Annotated in this window: 22 protein-coding genes and 1 pseudogene; 7 read left to right on the plus strand and 16 right to left on the minus strand. The window is 62.0% G+C overall.

Annotated features, from left to right (window positions below):
- Nucleotides 1-108: 108 nt before the first annotated feature.
- The 4 genes from H7995_RS08645 to H7995_RS08660 all read left to right on the plus strand — a co-directional run bounded on the left by H7995_RS08645 (nt 109) and on the right by H7995_RS08660 (nt 3,259).
- A complete protein-coding gene (locus tag H7995_RS08645) occupies nt 109-906 on the plus strand; it encodes a transporter substrate-binding domain-containing protein (protein WP_166592163.1) in 798 nt (265 codons plus the stop codon).
- Between the two features lie 130 nt (nt 907-1,036).
- Nucleotides 1,037-1,996, plus strand: coding sequence for an amino acid ABC transporter permease (locus H7995_RS08650; protein ID WP_166592164.1), 960 nt, complete (start codon nt 1,037-1,039; stop codon nt 1,994-1,996).
- A complete protein-coding gene (locus H7995_RS08655; RefSeq protein ID WP_095167305.1) occupies nt 1,989-2,723 on the plus strand; it encodes an amino acid ABC transporter ATP-binding protein in 735 nt (244 codons plus the stop codon). Before H7995_RS08650 ends, H7995_RS08655 begins: the two co-directional genes overlap by 8 nt.
- 65 nt (nt 2,724-2,788) lie before the next feature.
- A complete protein-coding gene (locus H7995_RS08660; protein WP_166592165.1) occupies nt 2,789-3,259 on the plus strand; it encodes an HIT family protein in 471 nt (156 codons plus the stop codon).
- A gap of 37 nt (nt 3,260-3,296) precedes the next feature.
- On the opposite strand, the gene H7995_RS28815 is transcribed toward H7995_RS08660, so the two are convergent.
- The 11 genes and pseudogenes from H7995_RS28815 to ubiE form a co-directional block, all read right to left on the minus strand.
- Nucleotides 3,297-4,160, minus strand: a complete 864-nt coding sequence (locus tag H7995_RS28815) for a methyl-accepting chemotaxis protein (RefSeq protein WP_371927901.1) — start codon at nt 4,158-4,160, stop codon at nt 3,297-3,299.
- Nucleotides 4,152-5,213, minus strand: a pseudogene (locus H7995_RS28820) (methyl-accepting chemotaxis protein); the annotation flags it as partial. The gene H7995_RS28815 and the pseudogene H7995_RS28820, both read right to left, overlap by 9 nt.
- 86 nt (nt 5,214-5,299) lie before the next feature.
- Nucleotides 5,300-6,007 (minus strand): 16S rRNA (uracil(1498)-N(3))-methyltransferase, encoded by a 708-nt coding sequence (locus H7995_RS08670; RefSeq protein ID WP_166592167.1) that lies wholly within the window; start codon nt 6,005-6,007, stop codon nt 5,300-5,302.
- Nucleotides 6,004-6,798: a twin-arginine translocase subunit TatC gene (tatC, locus tag H7995_RS08675; RefSeq protein WP_095167298.1), complete on the minus strand. Its 795-nt coding sequence runs from the start codon at nt 6,796-6,798 to the stop codon at nt 6,004-6,006. The genes H7995_RS08670 and tatC overlap by 4 nt, the downstream gene beginning before the upstream one ends.
- Nucleotides 6,795-7,214, minus strand: a complete 420-nt coding sequence (gene tatB / locus H7995_RS08680; RefSeq protein WP_166592168.1) for a Sec-independent protein translocase protein TatB — start codon at nt 7,212-7,214, stop codon at nt 6,795-6,797. Before tatB ends, tatC begins: the two co-directional genes overlap by 4 nt.
- A gap of 10 nt (nt 7,215-7,224) precedes the next feature.
- Nucleotides 7,225-7,503: a twin-arginine translocase TatA/TatE family subunit gene (locus tag H7995_RS08685; RefSeq protein ID WP_166592169.1), complete on the minus strand. Its 279-nt coding sequence runs from the start codon at nt 7,501-7,503 to the stop codon at nt 7,225-7,227.
- Nucleotides 7,504-7,528: 25 nt separating this feature from the next.
- On the minus strand, nt 7,529-7,861 hold the full coding sequence (locus tag H7995_RS08690) for a phosphoribosyl-ATP diphosphatase (protein ID WP_166592170.1): 333 nt from the start codon (nt 7,859-7,861) through the stop codon (nt 7,529-7,531).
- Nucleotides 7,854-8,255, minus strand: coding sequence for a phosphoribosyl-AMP cyclohydrolase (gene hisI, locus H7995_RS08695; RefSeq protein ID WP_166592171.1), 402 nt, complete (start codon nt 8,253-8,255; stop codon nt 7,854-7,856). The genes H7995_RS08690 and hisI overlap by 8 nt, the downstream gene beginning before the upstream one ends.
- 81 nt (nt 8,256-8,336) lie before the next feature.
- Complete coding sequence (ubiB, locus tag H7995_RS08700) at nt 8,337-9,941, minus strand: ubiquinone biosynthesis regulatory protein kinase UbiB (RefSeq protein WP_166592172.1); 1,605 nt, start codon at nt 9,939-9,941, stop codon at nt 8,337-8,339.
- Nucleotides 9,938-10,561 (minus strand): ubiquinone biosynthesis accessory factor UbiJ, encoded by a 624-nt coding sequence (locus tag H7995_RS08705; RefSeq protein WP_166592173.1) that lies wholly within the window; start codon nt 10,559-10,561, stop codon nt 9,938-9,940. The genes ubiB and H7995_RS08705 overlap by 4 nt, the downstream gene beginning before the upstream one ends.
- Nucleotides 10,561-11,331, minus strand: coding sequence for a bifunctional demethylmenaquinone methyltransferase/2-methoxy-6-polyprenyl-1,4-benzoquinol methylase UbiE (gene ubiE / locus H7995_RS08710; protein WP_166592174.1), 771 nt, complete (start codon nt 11,329-11,331; stop codon nt 10,561-10,563). Before ubiE ends, H7995_RS08705 begins: the two co-directional genes overlap by 1 nt.
- A 155-nt stretch (nt 11,332-11,486) precedes the next feature.
- On the opposite strand from ubiE, the gene H7995_RS08715 reads away from it, so the two are divergent.
- From H7995_RS08715 to H7995_RS08725, 3 genes are all read left to right on the plus strand, one after another.
- On the plus strand, nt 11,487-11,762 hold the full coding sequence (locus H7995_RS08715) for a polyhydroxyalkanoic acid system family protein (RefSeq protein ID WP_095167283.1): 276 nt from the start codon (nt 11,487-11,489) through the stop codon (nt 11,760-11,762).
- A gap of 152 nt (nt 11,763-11,914) precedes the next feature.
- Nucleotides 11,915-12,337 carry a phasin family protein gene (locus H7995_RS08720; RefSeq protein ID WP_166592175.1) on the plus strand — a complete coding sequence of 141 codons (423 nt, stop codon included), beginning with the start codon at nt 11,915-11,917 and terminating at the stop codon, nt 12,335-12,337.
- Nucleotides 12,338-12,347: 10 nt separating this feature from the next.
- Nucleotides 12,348-13,199 (plus strand): phasin family protein, encoded by an 852-nt coding sequence (locus H7995_RS08725; RefSeq protein WP_182343156.1) that lies wholly within the window; start codon nt 12,348-12,350, stop codon nt 13,197-13,199.
- Between the two features lie 75 nt (nt 13,200-13,274).
- Here the strand turns inward: H7995_RS08725 and H7995_RS08730 are convergent, their stop codons facing one another.
- The 5 genes from H7995_RS08730 to H7995_RS08750 all read right to left on the minus strand — a co-directional run bounded on the left by H7995_RS08730 (nt 13,275) and on the right by H7995_RS08750 (nt 19,033).
- Nucleotides 13,275-13,895 (minus strand): TetR/AcrR family transcriptional regulator, encoded by a 621-nt coding sequence (locus H7995_RS08730; protein ID WP_166592177.1) that lies wholly within the window; start codon nt 13,893-13,895, stop codon nt 13,275-13,277.
- 66 nt (nt 13,896-13,961) lie between these two features.
- Nucleotides 13,962-15,644, minus strand: a complete 1,683-nt coding sequence (phaC, locus tag H7995_RS08735; RefSeq protein WP_166592178.1) for a class II poly(R)-hydroxyalkanoic acid synthase — start codon at nt 15,642-15,644, stop codon at nt 13,962-13,964.
- 56 nt (nt 15,645-15,700) lie between these two features.
- Nucleotides 15,701-16,558 (minus strand): poly(3-hydroxyalkanoate) depolymerase, encoded by an 858-nt coding sequence (gene phaZ / locus H7995_RS08740; RefSeq protein ID WP_166592179.1) that lies wholly within the window; start codon nt 16,556-16,558, stop codon nt 15,701-15,703.
- A gap of 155 nt (nt 16,559-16,713) precedes the next feature.
- The gene (phaC, locus tag H7995_RS08745; RefSeq protein WP_166592180.1) at nt 16,714-18,393 is read right to left on the minus strand and encodes a class II poly(R)-hydroxyalkanoic acid synthase; all 1,680 of its coding nucleotides are present in this window, start codon (nt 18,391-18,393) and stop codon (nt 16,714-16,716) included.
- Between the two features lie 259 nt (nt 18,394-18,652).
- The gene (locus H7995_RS08750; RefSeq protein WP_166592181.1) at nt 18,653-19,033 is read right to left on the minus strand and encodes a gamma-butyrobetaine hydroxylase family protein; all 381 of its coding nucleotides are present in this window, start codon (nt 19,031-19,033) and stop codon (nt 18,653-18,655) included.
- Nucleotides 19,034-19,105 lie beyond the last annotated feature (72 nt).

Genomic DNA, 19,105 nt, shown 5'->3' on the forward strand with positions numbered 1-19,105 from the left:
GCTCCCTTCTTTGGTGTGCCCGGACACCCTTTGTGTCCGTATCGGCTGTTTTCCACAAGAAAGCGTTCGATTGCACGCCTTACTACAAAAAGATTGGGGACTTTGATGATGAAGAAGTATCTCTCGATGCTGATGCTCGGCGTCTCGGCACTGGTAGCAGTCAACGCGGCGCAGGCCGGCGCCATCGACGACGCGGTCAAGCGTGGCACGTTGAAAGTCGGCATGGACCCGACCTACATGCCCTTTGAAATGACCAACAAGCGCGGCGAAATCATCGGCTTCGAAGTCGATCTGCTCAAAGCCATGACCAAGGCCATGGGCGTCAAGCTGGAACTGGTGTCCACCGGTTACGACGGCATCATCCCTGCCTTGCTGACCGACAAGTTCGACATGATCGGCAGCGGCATGACCCTGACCCAGGAACGCAACCTGCGCCTGAACTTCAGCGAACCCTTCATCGTGGTCGGCCAGACGCTGCTGATCCGCAAGGAGCTGGAAGGCACCATCAAGTCCTATAAAGACCTGAACAGCGCCGAATACCGCATCACCTCCAAGCTGGGAACCACGGGCGAAATGGTCGCCAAGAAGCTGATGTCCAAAGCCAAGTACCACGGCTACGACAACGAACAGGAAGGTGTGCTCGACGTGGTCAATGGCAAGGCTGACGCCTTTGTCTACGACGCGCCATACAACGTGGTGGCGGTGAACAAGGTCGGCAACGGCAAGCTGGTGTTCCTCGACAAGCCATTCACCTTCGAGCCACTGGCTTTCGGCCTGAAGAAAGGCGACTACGACAGCCTGAACTTCATCAACAACTTCCTGCACCAGATCCGCGAAGACGGCACCTACGATCGCATTCATGACAAGTGGTTCAAAGACACCGCTTGGCAGAAGGACATGGAGTAAGGACGGTTAGATAGACCGCGTCGTTCCCAATCGCCAACAGGCTGGCTCCCACAATGAAATGCATTCCCCTGTGGGAGCCAGCCTGCTGGCGATGAGGGCCTCCAAGGCAACACAAATCCCGGAATGTGCAATGAAACATAAAAAAGCCCAATGGCCCTGGCACGTCCTGACCGTGCTGGTGCTGGTCGGCATGGCCGGCGCGTTGTACTACGCCACCTCGCTGATGTCCTACGAATGGCGCTGGAACCGCGTACCGCAGTACTTCGCCTACCAGGCCGAAGACGCCCAGCGCGCCGCTGATCTCTCCACCGTCAGCGAACTGGTGCGCCAGGGCGACAAGGCTAAAGTGACCCTGCGCAACGACGCCGGCACCGAGCAAGTGCTGACGGTCGACGACAACAGCCTGCAAGTGGCCCGTGGCGACGAAGTGGCCGAAGGCGATGTGGTTGGTGTCACCCGGCATTGGGCCGCAGGACCGCTGTTGTGGGGCCTGTGGACAACCTTGTGGCTGTCGCTGGTCTCGGGTGTGCTCGGGCTGTTGATCGGCCTGGCAACCGGCCTGTGCCGGCTGTCGAACAACCCGACCCTGCGCGACCTGTCGATCGTCTACATCGAGCTGGTGCGCGGAACGCCGCTGCTGGTGCAGATCTTCATTTTCTACTTCTTCATCGGCACGGTCCTGAACCTCTCTCGCGAGTTCGCCGGGATCGCCGCGCTGTCGCTGTTCACCGGCGCCTACGTGGCCGAAATCATTCGTTCCGGGGTGCAGTCGATTGCCCGTGGGCAAAACGAAGCCGCGCGCTCCCTGGGTCTGAATGCCAGCCAGTCGATGCGCCATGTGGTCCTGCCGCAAGCCTTCAAGCGTGTGCTGCCGCCATTGGCCGGGCAGTTCATCAGCCTGGTCAAGGACACCTCGCTGGTGTCGGTCATCGCCATCACCGAGCTGCTCAAGAGTGGCCGTGAAGTCATCACCACCTCGTTCTCGCCGTTCGAAATCCTGTTCTGCGTGGCCGGGCTGTACCTGTTGATCAACCTGCCGCTGTCGAAAATGGCCAGCCGGCTTGAGCGGAGGCTCGCGCAAAGTGATTGAAGTCCGCGATCTGATAAAAGTCTTCGACACCCGTGGCCAGGTGGTGCGCGCGGTGGACAACGTCACCACCCAGGTGGCCAAGGGCGAGGTGCTGGTGGTCATCGGCCCGTCTGGCTCCGGCAAGTCGACCTTCCTGCGCTGCCTCAACGGCCTGGAAGAGTTCGATTCCGGCTCGGTGAGCATCGACGGCCTGCAGCTGGCCGATCCGAAAACCGACGTGAATGCCTACCGGCGTGAAGTCGGCATGGTGTTCCAGCACTTCAACCTGTTCCCGCACATGACCGTGCTGGAGAACCTGTGCCTGGCGCAGAAGGTGGTGCGCAAGCGTGCCAAGAAGGAGCGCGAGGCCAAGGCCATGGCGCTGCTGGAGAAGGTCGGTATTGCCCAGAAGGCCCACGAGTTCCCGTCGCGCCTGTCTGGCGGTCAGCAACAACGGGTGGCGATTGCCCGGGCGCTGGCGATGGAGCCCAAGGTCATGCTGTTCGATGAACCGACCTCGGCCCTGGACCCGGAAATGGTCGGCGAAGTGCTGGACGTGATGAAGACCCTGGCGGTGGAAGGTATGACCATGGTCTGCGTCACCCACGAAATGGGCTTTGCCCGGGAAGTGGCGGACCGGGTGCTGTTCTTCGATCACGGCAAGCTGCTGGAAGATGCCTCGCCAGCCGAGTTCTTCGATGCACCGAAGGATCCACGGGCCCAGGCATTTTTGCGCCAGGTACTTTAAGGGCGGTACTAAATCACTGGCCGGTCGAAACGTTTATCAAGGATTCCACGGAAGGGGTCTACAACATGGACTGTATCTTTTGCAAAATGCTCGCCGGCCAGGCGCCCATGCACCTGATCTGGGAGGACGATGCCCACGTGGCCTTCCTCTCCAGTCGTCCCAATACCCCGGGTTTTTCGGTGGTTGTACCCAGGCAGCACGTTGGCAGCTATGCGTTCGCACAGCCTGACGAAGTGTTGTCGGGGTTGATGATCGCCGCGAAAAAAGTCGCGCTGCTGATCGACCGGGCGCTGCCGGATGTGGGGCGCACGGGCCTGATGCTCGAAGGCTATGGCATCGACCACTTGCACGCCAAGCTGTTCCCCATGCATGGCACAGGCGATTCCAGCGCCTTCAAACCCATCAGCTCCAACGTCGACACATTCTTCGAACGTTACGAAGGCTATATCTCGTCCCATGACTTCAAGGGCGAGGTCAACCATGACCTTGCGGCCCTGGCGCAGCACATCCGTCAGACAGGCGCATGCGACGCCTGAACCGGGAGGCTGTTGCCAGCCTCGCGTGTGCCACCGATCAGACCCTGAATTTACCCACCAGCATCTGCAGGTGAGTCCCCAACCGCGCCAGCTCAACGCTGGAGGCGGCGGTCTCCTCGCTGGCGGCCGAGGTCTGCTCGGACACATCACGCACATTGAGCACGCTGCGGTTGATCTCTTCGGCCACCGCGCTCTGCTGTTCGGCGGCCGCGGCGATCTGCTGGTTCATGGCCTGAATCGCTGAAACGGTGCGGGTGATGTTGTCCAGCGAGCCACCTGCACGGCGGGTGAGTTCGACGCTGCTGTCGGTCAGGCTGCGGCTGTTGTCCAGGATGGTGGCGACCTGTTGGGTGCCGCTCTGCAGGCCAACGATCAGCTCTTCGATCTCCTCGGTGGACTTCTGCGTGCGTTGCGCCAGGCTGCGCACTTCATCGGCGACCACGGCAAAACCCCGGCCGGCTTCACCGGCCCGCGCGGCCTCGATGGCGGCGTTGAGGGCCAGCAGGTTGGTTTGCTGGGCCACGGACTTGATCACGTCCAGGACGCTGCCGATCTTGTCGCTCTCGCGCTTCAAATGACCCATGGCTTCGGTGGAGTGGCCGACCTCGGTGGCCAGGCGCTCGATCTGGGCGATGGCTTCGCCGACCACCTTGTCGCCTTCGCGGGCCTGCTGGTCGGCGGCGACGGCGGCTTCGGAGGCCTCTTCGGCGTTGCGCGCGACTTCCTGCACGGTGGCGGCCATTTCGTTCATGGCGGTGGCGACCTGGTCGGTCTCGACCTTCTGGCTGTTGACCCCCGCGCTGGTCTGCTCGGTCACCGCCGACAGCTCTTCGGCGGCGCTGGCGATTTGCGTGACGCCATCGCTGATCCCGCCGATCAGCTCGCGCAGGCTGACGATCATGCTCTGGATCGCGCGCTGCAGTTGGCCGAGTTCGTCGCGGCGCTGGGAGATCAGGTTGTGGGTCAGGTCGCCGACGGCCACCCGCTCGGCGGCCTTGAGGGCCTGGTTCAGCGGGATGATGATCTGCCGGGTGATGGCCCAGGCAGCGAGCAGGCCGAACACCAGGGCCAGCAGCGTGGTCAGCAACAGGGTGTTCTTGGCGTGGGCGGCGTCGGTATCACGGACGACTGTCTGCGACAGCGTGAGTTTTTTGCTCAGTTCCAGCAGGACGTCGCCTTGGTGGGCCATGTCCTTGAGTGCGTTGGCGCTGGCTACCTGGGAGTCGCGATACTGGCTGACGGCCGCGCGGTAGCCGATCAGCGAGTCGCTGGCTTGTTGCAGGTTGCCGACGTGCTGCTCGGGCAGTTGCGCGGGCAGGGCCTTGAGGTAGTTGAGGGCGGCGTCGATGGCGGCCAGGGCGGGTTGCTCGGCCTCGGCCTTGCCGCTGTAGGTGTAGCCGCGGACCTGGAAGCGCGCCTGCTGGAGCAGTTTGCTGAGGTCGATGACGCTGTTGAACTGCGCCACGTTATCGCCTTGCAGCAGGGCTTTTTCCACGTCGTTGACGCGGGCCACGGCAGCGTCGGCAGTCGCCCCGAGCTTGGCCCTGGCGGCCTCACGATTGGCGCTGGCCTGGGTCATGTCGGCAAAGGCGTGCCGGTACTCGCTGACGGCTTCCAGTTGCTCATTGAGTATGGCGGTGTCGGCGGGCTGCTCGATCATCGTCAGGGCGCTCTTGAGGCCCTGGTCGAGGTTGTTCAACACCTCGTTCACGGCCGCCGGCCCTTGCTCGCCGTGGTGCATTTCATAGTCCAGGCGGGCAATGCGCAGGTCTTTGGTCAGTGCGTTGAGGCTGGAGATGAAGCCGAGCTTGTCGCCCCGGCTGATGATGCTGCTCATGCCCGACCAGCCGTTGACGGTGATCAGCAGGGTCATGAGCAAGACCAGGCCGAAGCCGATGCCCAGCTTGCGATTGACGCTCACATTGCCAAGGTTCTCGGCTAACCATCGGTACATGCTGCAGACTCCCCATTTAATTCGAGTTATGGAGAGTCTATCGGCCGACTAAAGAGAATCTGTAGGTGCGCCTACGATCCTGGGGATCAGAATAGGCGCGCGAGCAGTGCGGTGACCGCGGTTTCTACCCGCAGGATACGCTCGCCGAGCTGTACCGGTTGCAGCCCGGCCTTGCCCAGCAGGTCGATTTCGTAGGGGATCCAGCCACCTTCCGGACCGATGGCCAGGGTTACCGGCTCGGCCAGCCCACGGGGGCAGGGCGGGTGGTTGCCGGGGTGGCCGACCAGCCCGAGGGTGCCCTCGACGATGGCCGGCAGGCGGTCCTCGACGAAGGGCTTGAAGCGTTTTTCGATGACGATTTCCGGCAGCACGCTGTCGCGGGCCTGCTCCAGGCCGAGGATCAGTTGTTCGCGAATCGCCTCGGGTTCAAGGAAGGGGGTCTGCCAGAAGCTCTTCTCGACCCGGTAGCTGTTGACCAGGATCACCTTGGGCACGCCCATGGTGGCCACGGTCTGGAACACCCGGCGCAGCATCTTCGGTCGGGGGAGCGCGAGGATCAGGGTCAGGGGCAGCTTGGCCGGCGGTGGCTGGTCGAGGCTGACCCGCAGCTCGGCTTCGCCTGGCTCCAGGCGCAGCACGTGGGCCGCGCCCATCAGCCCGCCGATGCGTCCGACCCGCAGGCTGTCGCCGACTGCGACCCGATGCACTTCCTGCATGTGGGTCAGGCGTCGATCGCGCAGCACGACCCGGTCGGGCGCAATGAAATCGGCCTCTTCGAGGAGCAGCAGGTTCACGGTTGGGTCGCTGGCGGTTGGTCGTTGTGATCGTCCGCCGGCTGGTCGTCCGGGTGTTCGCCACGTTTGCTGATCAGGCTGCCGAACAGGATGCCGATCTCGAACAGCATCCACATCGGCACGGCCAGCAGGGTCTGGGAGAAGATGTCGGGCGGGGTGAGGATCATGCCCACCACGAAGCAGCCGATGATCACGTACGGGCGGATCTTGCGCAGGTACTTGACGTCGACCACGCCGATCCACACCAACAGGACCACGGCCACCGGGATCTCGAACGCCACGCCAAAGGCGAAGAACAGCGTCATGACGAAATCCAGGTAACTGGTGATGTCGGTCATCATTTCAACGCCGGCCGGGGTGGCGGCGGCGAAGAACTTGAAGATCAGCGGGAACACCAGGAAGTAGGCGAACGCCATGCCGGCGTAGAACAGCACGATGCTCGACACCAGCAACGGCACGGCGATGCGCTTCTCATGCTTGTACAGGCCCGGCGCGATGAAGCCCCAGATCTGGTGCAGGATCACCGGGATCGCCAGGAACAGCGAGACCATCATGGTCAGCTTCAACGGCGTCAGGAAGGGCGACGAGACGTCGGTGGCGATCATCGTCGCACCGGCCGGCAGGTAGGCCCGCAGCGGTGTCGAGACGAAGGTGTAGATCTGCTGGGTGAAGGCAAACAGCCCGGCGAAGATCAGAAAGATCGCCGCGACACAGCGCAGCAGGCGGGTGCGCAGCTCAGTGAGGTGCGAGACCAGCGGCATGTGTTGGTCGTTCTCTGGAATATCGCTCATGGGGCTCGCGGCGCCGGTGTTGGGTCGTGGGGAGCAGGCGCAGCGGTGGCCGCCGGCTCGGTGACAGGTGCGCTGACGGTCGCAGGCGTTGGCTCGACTGTCGCGGTGCTCACCGCAGGGGCAGGCGTGGCCGGTGTGATCGGCGTTTCAGCTGGCGTCGGCTGCTGCTGGAGCGGATTGAGGATTTTGCGCGCCTCTTGCTCCAGCGACAGAATGTGCTCGTTGTGCAGTTGCCGACGGATTTCGTCGGCACCGATTTCACGCTCAACTTCCTGTTTGATCGCGTTGAAGCTGCGCTTCAGGCGCCCGACCCACAGGCCGGCGGTGCGCGCAGCGCCCGGCAGACGCTCGGGGCCCAGCACCAGCAGGGCAACGAGGCCGACAAGCAGCAGTTCAGAGAAGCTGATACCAAACATTAGTCTGTGCTCACGAGTCTTTGCGGGTCGGCTCTTCGACTTTCTGGGCCTGCACGTCAATGGTGTGCGGCTGGTTCAGGGTCGAAGCCTGTGGCTGCACGGGCGACGCTGGCTGTGCGGTCGGTGGCACTACCGGCTCGGCCGGCTTTTCGTCGTCGTTCATGGCCTTGCGAAAGCCCTTGATCGATTCGCCGACGTCGGTGCCGAGGTTTTTCAGTTTTTTGGTGCCGAACACCAGCACTACCACCACCAGAATGACGACCCAGTGTTTCCAGTCAAAAATGCCCATCTTGCTGCTCCTCTCTAATCGTTATTCAGTTGGATGGACGCGAGGCTTTCTCGTCGTGCCCGGACAGGCCGAAGCGGCGGTCCAGTTCGTCGAGTACCGCCTGCGGATGCTGCCCTAACTGGGCCAGCATGACCATGCTATGGAACCACAGGTCGGCGGTTTCGTAGATGACATCGCTGCAATCTCCGCTGACGGCGGCGTCTTTGGCGGCAATGATGGTCTCGACCGACTCTTCGCCGACTTTCTCCAGAATCTTGTTCAGGCCCTTGTGGTAAAGGCTGGCGACATAGGAGCTGTCGGCGGCGGCGCCTTTACGCTCTTCCAGCACCTGGGCCAGGCGGGTCAGGGTGTCACTCATGGCTGTGTCCTGCTGAGTAAATGGCGTGCGGGTCCTTGAGTACCGGGTCGACGATTTTCCAGTCACCGTTCTCATAGACGCGGTAGAAGCAGCTCTGGCGCCCGGTATGACAGGCGATGTCGCCGATCTGCTCGACCATCAGGATGATCACGTCGGCGTCGCAGTCCAGGCGCAGCTCATGCAGGGTCTGCACGTGGCCGGACTCTTCGCCCTTGCGCCATAGCTTGCCACGCGAGCGTGACCAGTAGATGGCGCGGTTCTCGGCAGCGCTCAGCTCCAGGGCTTCGCGGTTCATCCAGGCCATCATCAGCACGCGCCCGGTCTTGTGGTCCTGGGCGATCGCCGGCACCAGGCCGTCACTGTCCCATTTGATCTCGTCCAGCCAGTTTTTCATCTTCGACTCCGACAGCCGGGCCCAACATCTTCGCTGGGCCTGGGCGATTTGAAACAGTGTGCCAGCCGACAACCCGGCTGGCTATCGGCGAACGACCAGATACAAACCCACCGCGAGCATAATTGCACCCGGCCAGTGACCCAGTTCGTTCAGTGGACCACCGGCCAGCAGGATCGCACCGCCGGCCAGGTGCGCGGCGCCGAGCAGGCGCAGGAACCAGTCGTCCGAACGCCGGTGCCAGGCCACGGGTGGGTTGGCGGCGTGGGGCTGGGTCATGCGTTCGAGCAGGTCGCGGGTCATGTTGGCCAGATGCGGCAGTTGCTCGACCTGGTTGTGCAGGTTGCCCAGCAGGGTTTTCGGGCTGACGCGCTCACGCATCCAGCGTTCGAGGAACGGCTGGGCGGTGTTCCACAGGTCCAGGTCGGGGTACAGCTGGCGGCCCAGGCCTTCGATGTTGAGCAGGGTCTTTTGCAGCAGGACCAACTGCGGCTGGACTTCCATATTGAAGCGCCGGGCAGTCTGGAACAGGCGCATCAGCACCTGGCCGAAGGAAATATCTTTTAACGGTTTTTCAAAGATCGGTTCGCATACCGTGCGGATTGCCGCTTCGAATTCGTTGAGCTTGGTTTCCGCCGGCACCCAGCCCGAATCGATGTGCAATTGGGCGACACGCCGGTAATCGCGCTTGAAGAAGGCAAACAGGTTGCGCGCCAGGTAGTCCTGGTCTTCGGGCGTCAGGCTGCCGACGATGCCGCAGTCGATGGCAATGTACTGCGGGCTCCACGGGTTGACCGTGCTGACGAAGATGTTGCCCGGGTGCATGTCGGCATGGAAGAAACTGTCACGGAACACCTGGGTGAAGAAGATCTCCACGCCGCGCTCGGCGAGCATTTTCATGTCGGTGCGCTGGTCGGCCAGGGTCGCCAGGTCGGTGACCTGGATCCCGTAGATGCGCTCCATCACCAGCACTTTTGGCCGGCACCAGTCCCAGTAGACCTGGGGCACGTACAGCAGGGGCGAACCGTCGAAGTTACGCTTGAGCTGGCTGGCGTTGGCCGCTTCACGCAGCAGGTCGAGCTCGTCGTAGATGGTTTTCTCGTAGTCCTGGACCACGTCCACCGGGTGCAGCAGGCGCGCATCGGCGGAGAGTTTTTCCGCCGTTCGGGCGAGGATGAACAGCCAGGCCAGGTCCTGCGCGATGATCGGCTTGAGGCCTGGGCGAATGACCTTGACCACCACCTCTTCGCCGCTTTTCAGTTGTGCGGCGTGCACCTGGGCCACCGACGCCGAGGCCAGCGGCTCGATGTCGAAGCGGCTGAACACCTCGCTGATCTTTTTCCCCAGTTGCTCTTCGATCAGCTTGACGGCGAGTTGCGAGTCGAAGGGCGGTACCCGGTCCTGCAGCAGCATCAGCTCATCGGCGATGTCTTCGGGCAGCAGGTCGCGCCGGGTGGACAGGATCTGCCCGAACTTGATGAAGATCGGCCCCAGGTCTTGCAAGGCCAGGCGCAGGCGCGCACCCCGGCTCAGTTCCAGGGTCTTGCGCGGGAACCAGCGCCACGGCAGGGCGTAACGCAGGGCCAGGAGGAACCAGGGCAATGGCAGGGCGAACAGCAGGTCATCGAGGCGGTAGCGGATCACGACGCGCTGGATGCGCAACAGACGGCGGACGGCGAGCAGCTTCATGCGTTATCGCTTGAGTCGAGGGATCGGGAAAGACGCTCCAAGCGCGCCTCAAGACGTTCCAGATCGAGTTTGATCTGGTCCAGCTCACTGAACCGCGCTTCGGCTTCGCGTTGCCCGACCAGGGTGCGCGACTCTTCGGCGAGGTACTCGGCCAGGTTCTGGTTCAGGCTGGTGAAACCTTGTTGATACCAGCGTGCGCGGCTGCGCAGATGGCCGCCGAGCAGTTGCGTGGCCACCGGGCCCAGCCAGCGTGAGAGTTCGTACTCCCAGTCCAGTTCCAGGTCCTGCAGCACGCCAGCCAGCTCCAGCAGCACGCCGCTGTCGCCGTCCAGTTCGACTTGCGGGCTGTGCAACACCGCGGTCTTGTCCTTGCTGATGGCCAGCTTGAGCAGGCTGGCCGCCGGTGCGCGCAAGGTGCAGTCGGCTTCGCTTGCCCAATGGGACGCCAGCATCAGGCCCTCATCGCTGGGCAGGATGAACAGCTGCAACGCCGGGCTGCGGCACTCGACGGCAATGACCTTGCCGTTCAAATGGCCCAGGCGCGGGAGCGCCGTGCTGTCGAGCCGCAGGACCCGGTTCAGACCGAGTTCGACGCTGGCGAGCAGGCCGGCGAGCAACATCAGGGCTTGATGCCGCGGTGCAGGGCGACGATGCCTGAGGTCATGTTGTGGTAGGTCACGCGGTCGAAACCGGCCTCGACCATCATCGACTTCAGGGTTTCCTGGTTCGGGTGCATGCGGATCGACTCGGCCAGGTAGCGATAGCTTTCCGGGTCATTGAGGATCAGTTTTCCGACCATCGGCATGAAGGCGAACGAGTAGGCGTCGTAGACCTTGGACATCAGGGCGTTGGTCGGTTTGGAGAACTCCAGCACCAACAGGCGGCCGCCAGGCTTGAGCACACGCAGCATCGAGCGCAGGGCGTCTTCCTTGTGGGTGACGTTGCGCAGGCCGAAGGCGATGGTCACGCAATCGAAATGGTTGTCCGGGAATGGCAGCTTTTCCGCGTCGGCCTGGACGAACTCGATGTTGCCGGCCACACCTTTGTCCAACAGGCGGTCACGACCGACCTTGAGCATGGATTCGTTGATGTCGGCCAGCACGACCTGGCCGGTCGGGCCGACCAGATGGGAGAACTTGGCCGCCAGGTCACCGGTGCCGCCGGCAATATCCAGGACCCGATTGCCAACGCGTACACCCGACAGTTCGATGGTGAAACGCTTCCACAGGCGGTGCATGCCGCCGGACAGCACGTCGTTCATCAAGTCGTACTTGGCCGCTACCGAGTGGAACACCTCAGCGACTTTTTCCGCTTTCTGGCTTTCCGGAACGTTTTTGAAGCCGAAGTGTGTGGTGGGTTCGGCATCGCTGCCTTTGCGCTGATCAGTCATATCGCCGTCACCAAAAGAGAATGCGCGACATTCTAATCCCCAGGGCCTGCTTTGTCTTGGCAAGGCTGAATGTAAGATAGGCAACCGCCGGGACCTTTTGACGCAGTCGGGGTCAAGATGTCTTGAGCAAGTCCCGATCAATCAGGAGTCAATCAATGGCCCGTATTAGTGTTGAACGTGCCCATGGCCTGGGCAAGGAAGCGGCGCGCGAGAAAGCCGACAAACTGGCCGAGAAGCTGGCGGCACAATATGGCCTGGAGCCCAAGTGGGCGGGCGACACCCTCAATCTCAAGCGCTCGGGGGTCAAGGGCGCAGTGCATGTGGGCGAGGATTCGATCCGGGTCGATGTCGAGCTCGGTCTGCTGATGTCAGCGATGAGCGGGACCATCAAGGCGGAAATCGAAAAAGCCTTGGATAAAGCTCTGGTCTGATTGTGAAGTATCCAGCATCGATGCGGCCTGACACGCCGCCATCGGTTTGTGTCGGTTCTTAGGGTGCCGTTTCTAATTATTCTCCCTACCTTGTGCCTGAGCCCGACACTTTTGCGGGCAGTTCCTCAAACCTTCTGCGCGTGAGGTGCACCATGGCCAAAGTTACTTTGAAGAAAAAAACTGACGTTCAACCGACTCCGGTGAATGAAGTGAAATCTTATGCCCGCAAGATCTGGCTGGCAGGCCTGGGGGCCTACGCCAAGGTCGGTCAGGAAGGCAGCGAATACGTTCAAGAGTTGATCAAGGCTGGTCAATCTGTTGAAAAGAAAGGCAAAAAAGTTGTGACGGAACAACTTGAAGCCGCTAACACTCAGATTGATAACGTCAAAGGCGATGTAGTCAGTCTCAAGGACCGTGTTGAAGTGCAGCTTGATAAAGTCGAGAAGGCTTTTGATACGCGTGTCGCCAGTGCCTTGAATCGTGTCGGCATTGCGTCTAAACATGACGTTGAGACACTCTCTGCTAAGCTCGATGAGCTAACGGCATTGCTCGAACGTGTCGCGCGTAAACATTAAGGAGAACGGGATGGCTGGTAAAAAGAATACTGAAAAAGAAGGCAGCTCGTGGATTGGGAAGGTCGAAGACTACTCCCGCAAAATCTGGCTTGCTGGTTTAGGCGTGTACTCGAAGATCGACACTGACGGTAGCAAACTCTTCGATGCACTGGTCAAGGATGGCGAGAAAGCCGAGAAGCTCACCAAGAGCGCTGTCGGTAAAAAAGTCGACGCCGCCAAGGACACCGCTTCTTCGGCCAAGTCGCGCATCAGTGGGGTCAAGGATCGCGCGCTGGGCAAATGGGACGAACTGGAAGGTGCTTTCGACAAGCGCTTGAACAGTGCAATTTCCCGTCTCGGTGTGCCGAGCCGCAACGAAGTCAAAGCCCTGCACAGCAAGGTCGATACCCTGACCAAGCAAATCGAAAAACTCACCGGCGCCAAGGTTGCCCCTGTAGCGGCCAAAACCGCCGCAGCCAAACCGGCAGCCGCCAAGCCTGCAGCCAAGCCACTGGCCAAGGCTGCAGCTAAACCTGCTGCCAAGCCAGCCGCCAAGCCTGCTGCCAAAACCGCAGCCGCCAAGCCAGCCGCAGCCAAGCCCGCGGCCAAACCGGTTGCCGCCAAAGCCGCAGCCAAGCCCGCCGCCAAACCTGCGGCAAAAACTGCAGCAGCGAAACCTGCCGCCAAGCCCGCCGCCGCGAAAAAGCCGGTAGTCAAGAAGCCAGCAGCCCCCAAAGCTGCCGCGCCGAAAGCACCAGCGGCCGCTGCCAAGCCAGCCACTCCGGCTGCTGCGGTCAGCCCGGCGAACTCCGCCGCCGCGCCAGCACCTGCTGCTACCCCGACTGCCACGCCAGCACCTTCGGCGCCAACCAGTCAGTCCTGATCTTCCCGGGACAATCAAAAACGCCCGGCCTGCGAAGGTCGGGCGTTTTTGTTTGCGCACATCGCCAGTCAACCCTTACGCCTGGCCTTCGAGGTATTGCAGCGCCAGGCGTTCGGTGGCGAGTTTGGCCGGCGGCATCAGGTGAGGGGCGACCAGCATCATGATCTGGTAGACCACCACGCGCACTTCGCCCTCGCGGTCGAGGATCCGCTGGTAGTCCAGGGAGAACAGCAGGGTCATGGTGATCTGTTCGACCAGTTGCCCCAGGGCCTGGGTGTCGCTGACCAGTTGGCCTTCGGCCTTGAGCCGGGCCAACAGCGAGGCCAGGGTGCGCTTGAGGGCGTTGAGCAGGTTGCGGATGCCCTTGGCCAGTTTCGGCAGGCGTCCGGCCAGGTTCGACAAGTCCTGGAACAGGAAGCGGTAGTGCGCCAGGCGCTCGATGATCAGGTGCAGGAACAGCCAGTAGTCTTCCGGTGCCAGCCGGGCGTCCGACGGCGGGTCGAGCAGCGGGGTCAGTTCACACTGGAAGCGTTCGAACAATCCCAGGATCAACGGCTCCTTGCCGTGGAAGTGGTAGTAGAGGTTGCCGGGGCTGATCCCCATTTCGTTGGCAACTTCCATGGTCGAGACATTGGGTTCGCCCTTCTGGTTGAACAACAACAGGGCACATTCGAGAATCCGGTCGCGGGTTTTCATCCAGTCTTCTTAGTTGTCGAGCCTTGAGTGCCACGGCCTGTATCCCGGCCGTGGCGCCGAGAAAAATCAGCGCACCCGCACGTAGGTACCGGGTGCCGCCTCCATGGGGGGGTAGTGCTGATTGCCCAGGGCCATCAGGGTTTCCCGTTGTGCGCCGGAGCGTTCCTGGATCCAGGTCAGCCATTGGGTCCACCAGCTGCCGTCGACCTGGCTGGCGTCGTAGTACCAGGCCCGTGGGTCGCTGGTCAGTTTTTCACTTTCGACGAAGTGGGCCTTGGGGTTGCCCGGCGGGTTGAGGATGCTCTGCACGTGACCGCTGTTGGACAGCACGAAGCGGCGGTTGCCGCCCAGCAGCAGCGTCGAGCGGTACACCGCGTCCCAGGGGGTGATGTGGTCGTTGATCCCGGCCACGCTGAAGCTGTCGACGTTGACCTTCTGCAGGTCGATCGGCGTGCCGCACACTTCCAGGCCACCCGGGTGGGTCAGCGGGTTGTGCTTGAAGAAGTCCAGCAGGTCGCCGTGAAAGGCGGCCGGCAGGCGCGTGTTGTCGTTGTTCCAGTAGAGGATGTCGAACGCCGGCGGCTCCTTGCCCAGCAGGTAGTTGTTGACCCAGTAGTTCCAGATCAGGTCGTTGGGGCGCATCCAGGCAAACACCTTGGCCATGTCGCGGCCCTCGAGCACACCCTGCTGGTAGGAGCGTCGCTTGGCCGCTTCCAGGGTCTGCTCGTCGGCAAACAGGGTGGCGGGGCTGTCCAGCTGGCTGTCGAGCAGGCTGACCAGGTAAGTGGCGCTGGAGATACGCCGCAGTTGCCGTTTGGCTTGCAGGTGGCCCTGCAGCGCGGCGATGGTCAGGCCGCCGGCACAGGCCCCCATCAGGTTGACCTCGCGGCTGCCGGTGATCGCCCGGCACACGTTCATGGCTTCTTCCACGGCTTCGACGTAGCTGGACAGGCCCCATTCACGGTGGCGCACGTCCGGGTTGCGCCAACTGATCATGAACACCTGCAGGCCGTTTTTCAGGGCGAACTGGACGAAGCTGTTGCTGGGGCTCAAGTCAAAGATGTAGTACTTGTTGATCTGCGGCGGCACCACCAGCAACGGCTTGGCGTACTGCTTTTCGCTCATGGGCTTGTATTGCATCAGCTCCAGCAGTTCGTTGCGAAACACCACCGCGCCGGGAGTGGTGGCAACGGTCTTGCCGACCTCGAAGGCGTGCTTGGTGATCTGGCTGGGCAGCCCGTTGTTGTGCATCAGGTCATCGAGCAGATGGCTCAGGCCGCGGACCAGGCTGTGGCCGCCGGAGTTGAACAGTTCCTTGATCGCCAGCGGGTTGAGCAGGGTGTTGGAGGGCGATACGGCATCGTTGAGCAAGGTGAAGGCAAAATGCGCGCGGGCGCGATCGTCATCGGGCATGTCGCTTTCGTCGATCCAGCGTTTGACCTGTTTCTGCCAGCTCAGGTAAGCCTGCAGGCTGCGTCGGTAGAACGGATTGAGGGTCCAGCTGGGGTCGGCAAAACGAGTGTCGGCGGCGTTGGGCTGGTGCAGGGTCTCACCCAGCAACACACGGCCCAGTTGCCCACCCAGCGCCAGTGCGTGCCGGGCGCTGTGCACCGGATGGCGCAAGCCGTGGGCGGCGACGTTGCGCAAGGTCGAGAGCAGGTCCCGGCCGCGCAGACCGGTGATCGCACTCTGGGCATTGATGAATGCAGCGGCTGTGGGCAAGGTGCCCGGCGCTGGTTTGTCTCGCATGAGTCAACACTCCTTCGTCAAGCCGTGAACTAGTACCTCATTCCCGCCAGCGCACCTCAGGTGCTGCCATGGGGCGTCGGGTGCGGGTGCATCACCGCCCGTTGCCGTTCTTCCTGAAGAAACTTCATGATGATCGGGGCGACAGCCTCGGCCCGGGTGATCAGGAATAAATGGCCGTCGTCGATTATGTGTAGCTGGGCGTTGGGAATACGCCAGGCGAGCAGGCGCATATTGACCAGCGGGATCAACGGGTCGTCGTCACCGGCCAGTACCAGGGTGGGCTGACGAATCGTGTGCAGCCAGTGGATGCTGGTCCAGCCCAGGCCTGCGAAGAGCTGCCAGTAGTAGCCCAGTTTGCCGGCCGAACGGACTTTGCTGGCGTGGTCGGCGGCCAGGTTGGGGTCACGGCGAAACGAGCCGCCGTAGATCATCGGCGCAATGCGAATGACGTGGGACGGTTGGATGTAGCGCCTTGGGCTGGCCATCATCCACAGCACTTTCGGCTTGCCCGGCACCATCACCGCGCCGGCCGCTGTGGCCGCCAGCACCAGCTTCTTGCAGCGCTCGGGGTAGTCATGGGCGAACTGCTGCGCCAGGGCGCCGCCCCAGGACACGCCGATCACATTGACCTGGCCGTAGTCGAGGTAGTCGAGCATCCGCGCGGTCAGCTTGGCCAGGCCGGGAAAGCGATAGGGCCGGCGCGGCGTCGATGAGCCGCCGACACCCGGCACGTCGAAGGCAATCACTTCCAGGTCCGGGTCCAGCGCCTGGATGAACGGAAACACCAGCTCCAGGTTGGCGCCGATGCCGTTGAAAATCAGCAAGGGCGTCAAGTGAGGCTTGCCGGGGCGTACCGCGGTGCGGAGGGTCTGGCCATCCAGGTCGACGGTACGAAAAATGAACGGTTGCGGCATGCTTCAAGCCCTGTGTGTCACGTTCTCAAATTCATCCTCGGCTCCCTGTGGGAGCGGGCGGGCCCGCGATAGCGGTGTAGCCGTCAGCACATTGACTGAGGCGGCTGCCGTCATCGCGGGCCAACCCGCCCCTACAGTGGGGCGAGGTGGGTCAGTTATCGTTCGTGTACGTAGGTCCCTGGTGCGGCTTCACCCGCGGCAAAGGTCTTGTTGCCGAGTGCGGTCGGGGCTTTTTTCAGCTTGCCCGCGCGCTCGGCCTGCCAGGCCTGCCAGTGCAGCCACCAGGAGTCGGTGTGCTTGGTGGCGTTTTCTTGCCACTGATCGGCGTTCGACGCCGTCTCGGTGCTGGTCATGTAGCGCGATTTCGGGTTGCCCGGCGGGTTCAGGATGCTCTGGATGTGGCCGCTGCTGGACAGCACGAACTCGACCTTGCCACCAAACAGCTGGGCCGACTTGTAGCAGGACTTCCACGGGGTGATGTGGTCGTTGGTGCCGGCCAGGGAATAGACATCGGCCGTGACCTGACTGAGGTCGATGGGCGTGCCGCACACTTCCAGTGCGTTGGGGCGGATCAGTGGGTTGCTTTTGAACATTTCGATCAGGTCGCCGTGGAACGCGGCCGGCAGGCGGGTGGTGTCGTTGTTCCAGAACAGAATGTCGAAGACCGGCGGTTCGTTGCCCAGCAGGTAATTGTTGACCCAGTAGTTCCAGATCAGGTCGTTGGGGCGCATCCAGGCGAAGACCTTCGCCATGTCGCGACCTTCAAGCACACCGGCCTGGTAGGAATGGCGCTTGGCGGATTCCAGGGTCTGCTCGTCGACGAACAGCGCCACCTGGGAGTCCAGGGTGGTGTCCAGGACGCTGACCAGCAGGGTCAGGGCGTTGACCTTCTTCTCGCCGATCGCCGCGTAGTGGCCGAGCAGGGCGGTGCAGGTGATGCCGCCGGAGCAGGCGCCCAGCATGTTGATGTCTTTGCTGCCGGTGATCGCGGTGACCACGTCGACCGCTTCCTTGAGCGCCTCGATGTAGGTCGACAGGCCCCATTCGCGTTGCGCCTTGGTCGGGTTGCGCCAGCTGACGATGAAGGTCTGCAGGTTGTTGCGCAGGCAGAATCGCGCCAGGCTTTTTTCCGGGCTCAGGTCGAATACGTAGAATTTGTTGATCTGTGGCGGGACCACCAGCAGGGGGCGCTCGTGGACCTGTTCGGTGATGGGCCGGTACTGGATCAGCTCCAGCACGTCGTTGCGGAAAATCACCGCACCTTCGGTGGTGCCCAGGCTCTTGCCGACTTCGAAGGCGCCCATGTTGACCTGGCTCGGCATGCCGCCGTTGTGTACCAGGTCCTTGGCCAGGTGGGAGAGGCCGTCGAGCAGGCTCTTGCCACCGGTCTCGAAGAAGCGTTTGACGGCGGCGGGGTTGGCCGCGCTGTTGGTCGGGGCCATGGCTTCGGTCATCAGGTTGATCACGAAGTGCCCGCGGTTGATGTCCTGCTCCGACAGGTTGCTGTCGCCGATCCAGTCGTGGAGCTCCTTGCGCCAGGCCAGGTAGGTTTGCAGGTAGCGTTTGTAGAGCGGGTTCTGGCTCCAGGCCGGATCGTTGAAGCGACGGTCATCGCCTTCGGGTTGCAACTCGGATTTGCCAAACATCACATTCTTCAGCTCGAGGCCGAAATGGGCCACGTGCTTGACGCTGTGGATGGGTTGTTTGATGGCCTGGGCCAGCACCATGCGGGCAGAAGTAAGCAGATCTTTGCGGCGCAAGCCGATGACAGGATTGAGCCCCAAGGTGTTTTCCGAGGCTTGGCGTTTCAGGTCATCGTTATTCTTGTTACTCATCTACGACGCTCCATTGTCCTGAGACGAGTACCTGAGGCCTGCTGTGTAGTCACACAGCCAATGCCAGGTACTACTGCTCGGGTGACCGTTAATTGCACATCGCTGACTTTTTACATCAGGGAGCGCTGCACAGAACTTGCCAGCTCCATTGGTTACCCGAGTTTAATTTTTTTCGCAAGCGGGCCAATGACGGGTCCTGGGCGGGAGCATTCAAGCAGATGAAATTAGAAAATGCCTTCTAATGAGCGTAAGCCCCGGTCTAGAGCATCAGCTTGACGACGGACTCACTCGGATCGCGGGACTTTCCGGCCGCTTTGAGTTCACCAAGATAATCCTCCCAGAGGGCGTCCTGGCGCTGTGCCAACTGGTAGAGGTAATCCCAGGTGAAGAGGCCGCTGTCGTGGCCGTCGTCGAAGGTCAGTTTCAGTGCGTACTGGCCGGCCGGTTCGACCTTGCTCAGGCCTACGCCGATCTTGCCAAATTGCAGGATAGGTTTGCCGTGGCCCTGGACCTCGGCGGAGGGGGAGTGCACGCGAAGGAACTCGGCGCTCAGTTGATATTCCTCGCCGGACGCATATTTGAGCGACAGGGTTTTCGAGGCTTTGTGCAGTTTGATGTCGGTGGGAAGCGGGGTCGTCATGGGGCTGGTCGTCCGTCATTGCGAGGGACCTGTGGGCGCGAGCCGGCTCGCTCCCACAGGTCCTCTATCGCA

This window comes from Pseudomonas kielensis, from assembly GCF_014236655.1.
Lineage (GTDB): Bacteria > Pseudomonadota > Gammaproteobacteria > Pseudomonadales > Pseudomonadaceae > Aquipseudomonas > Aquipseudomonas kielensis.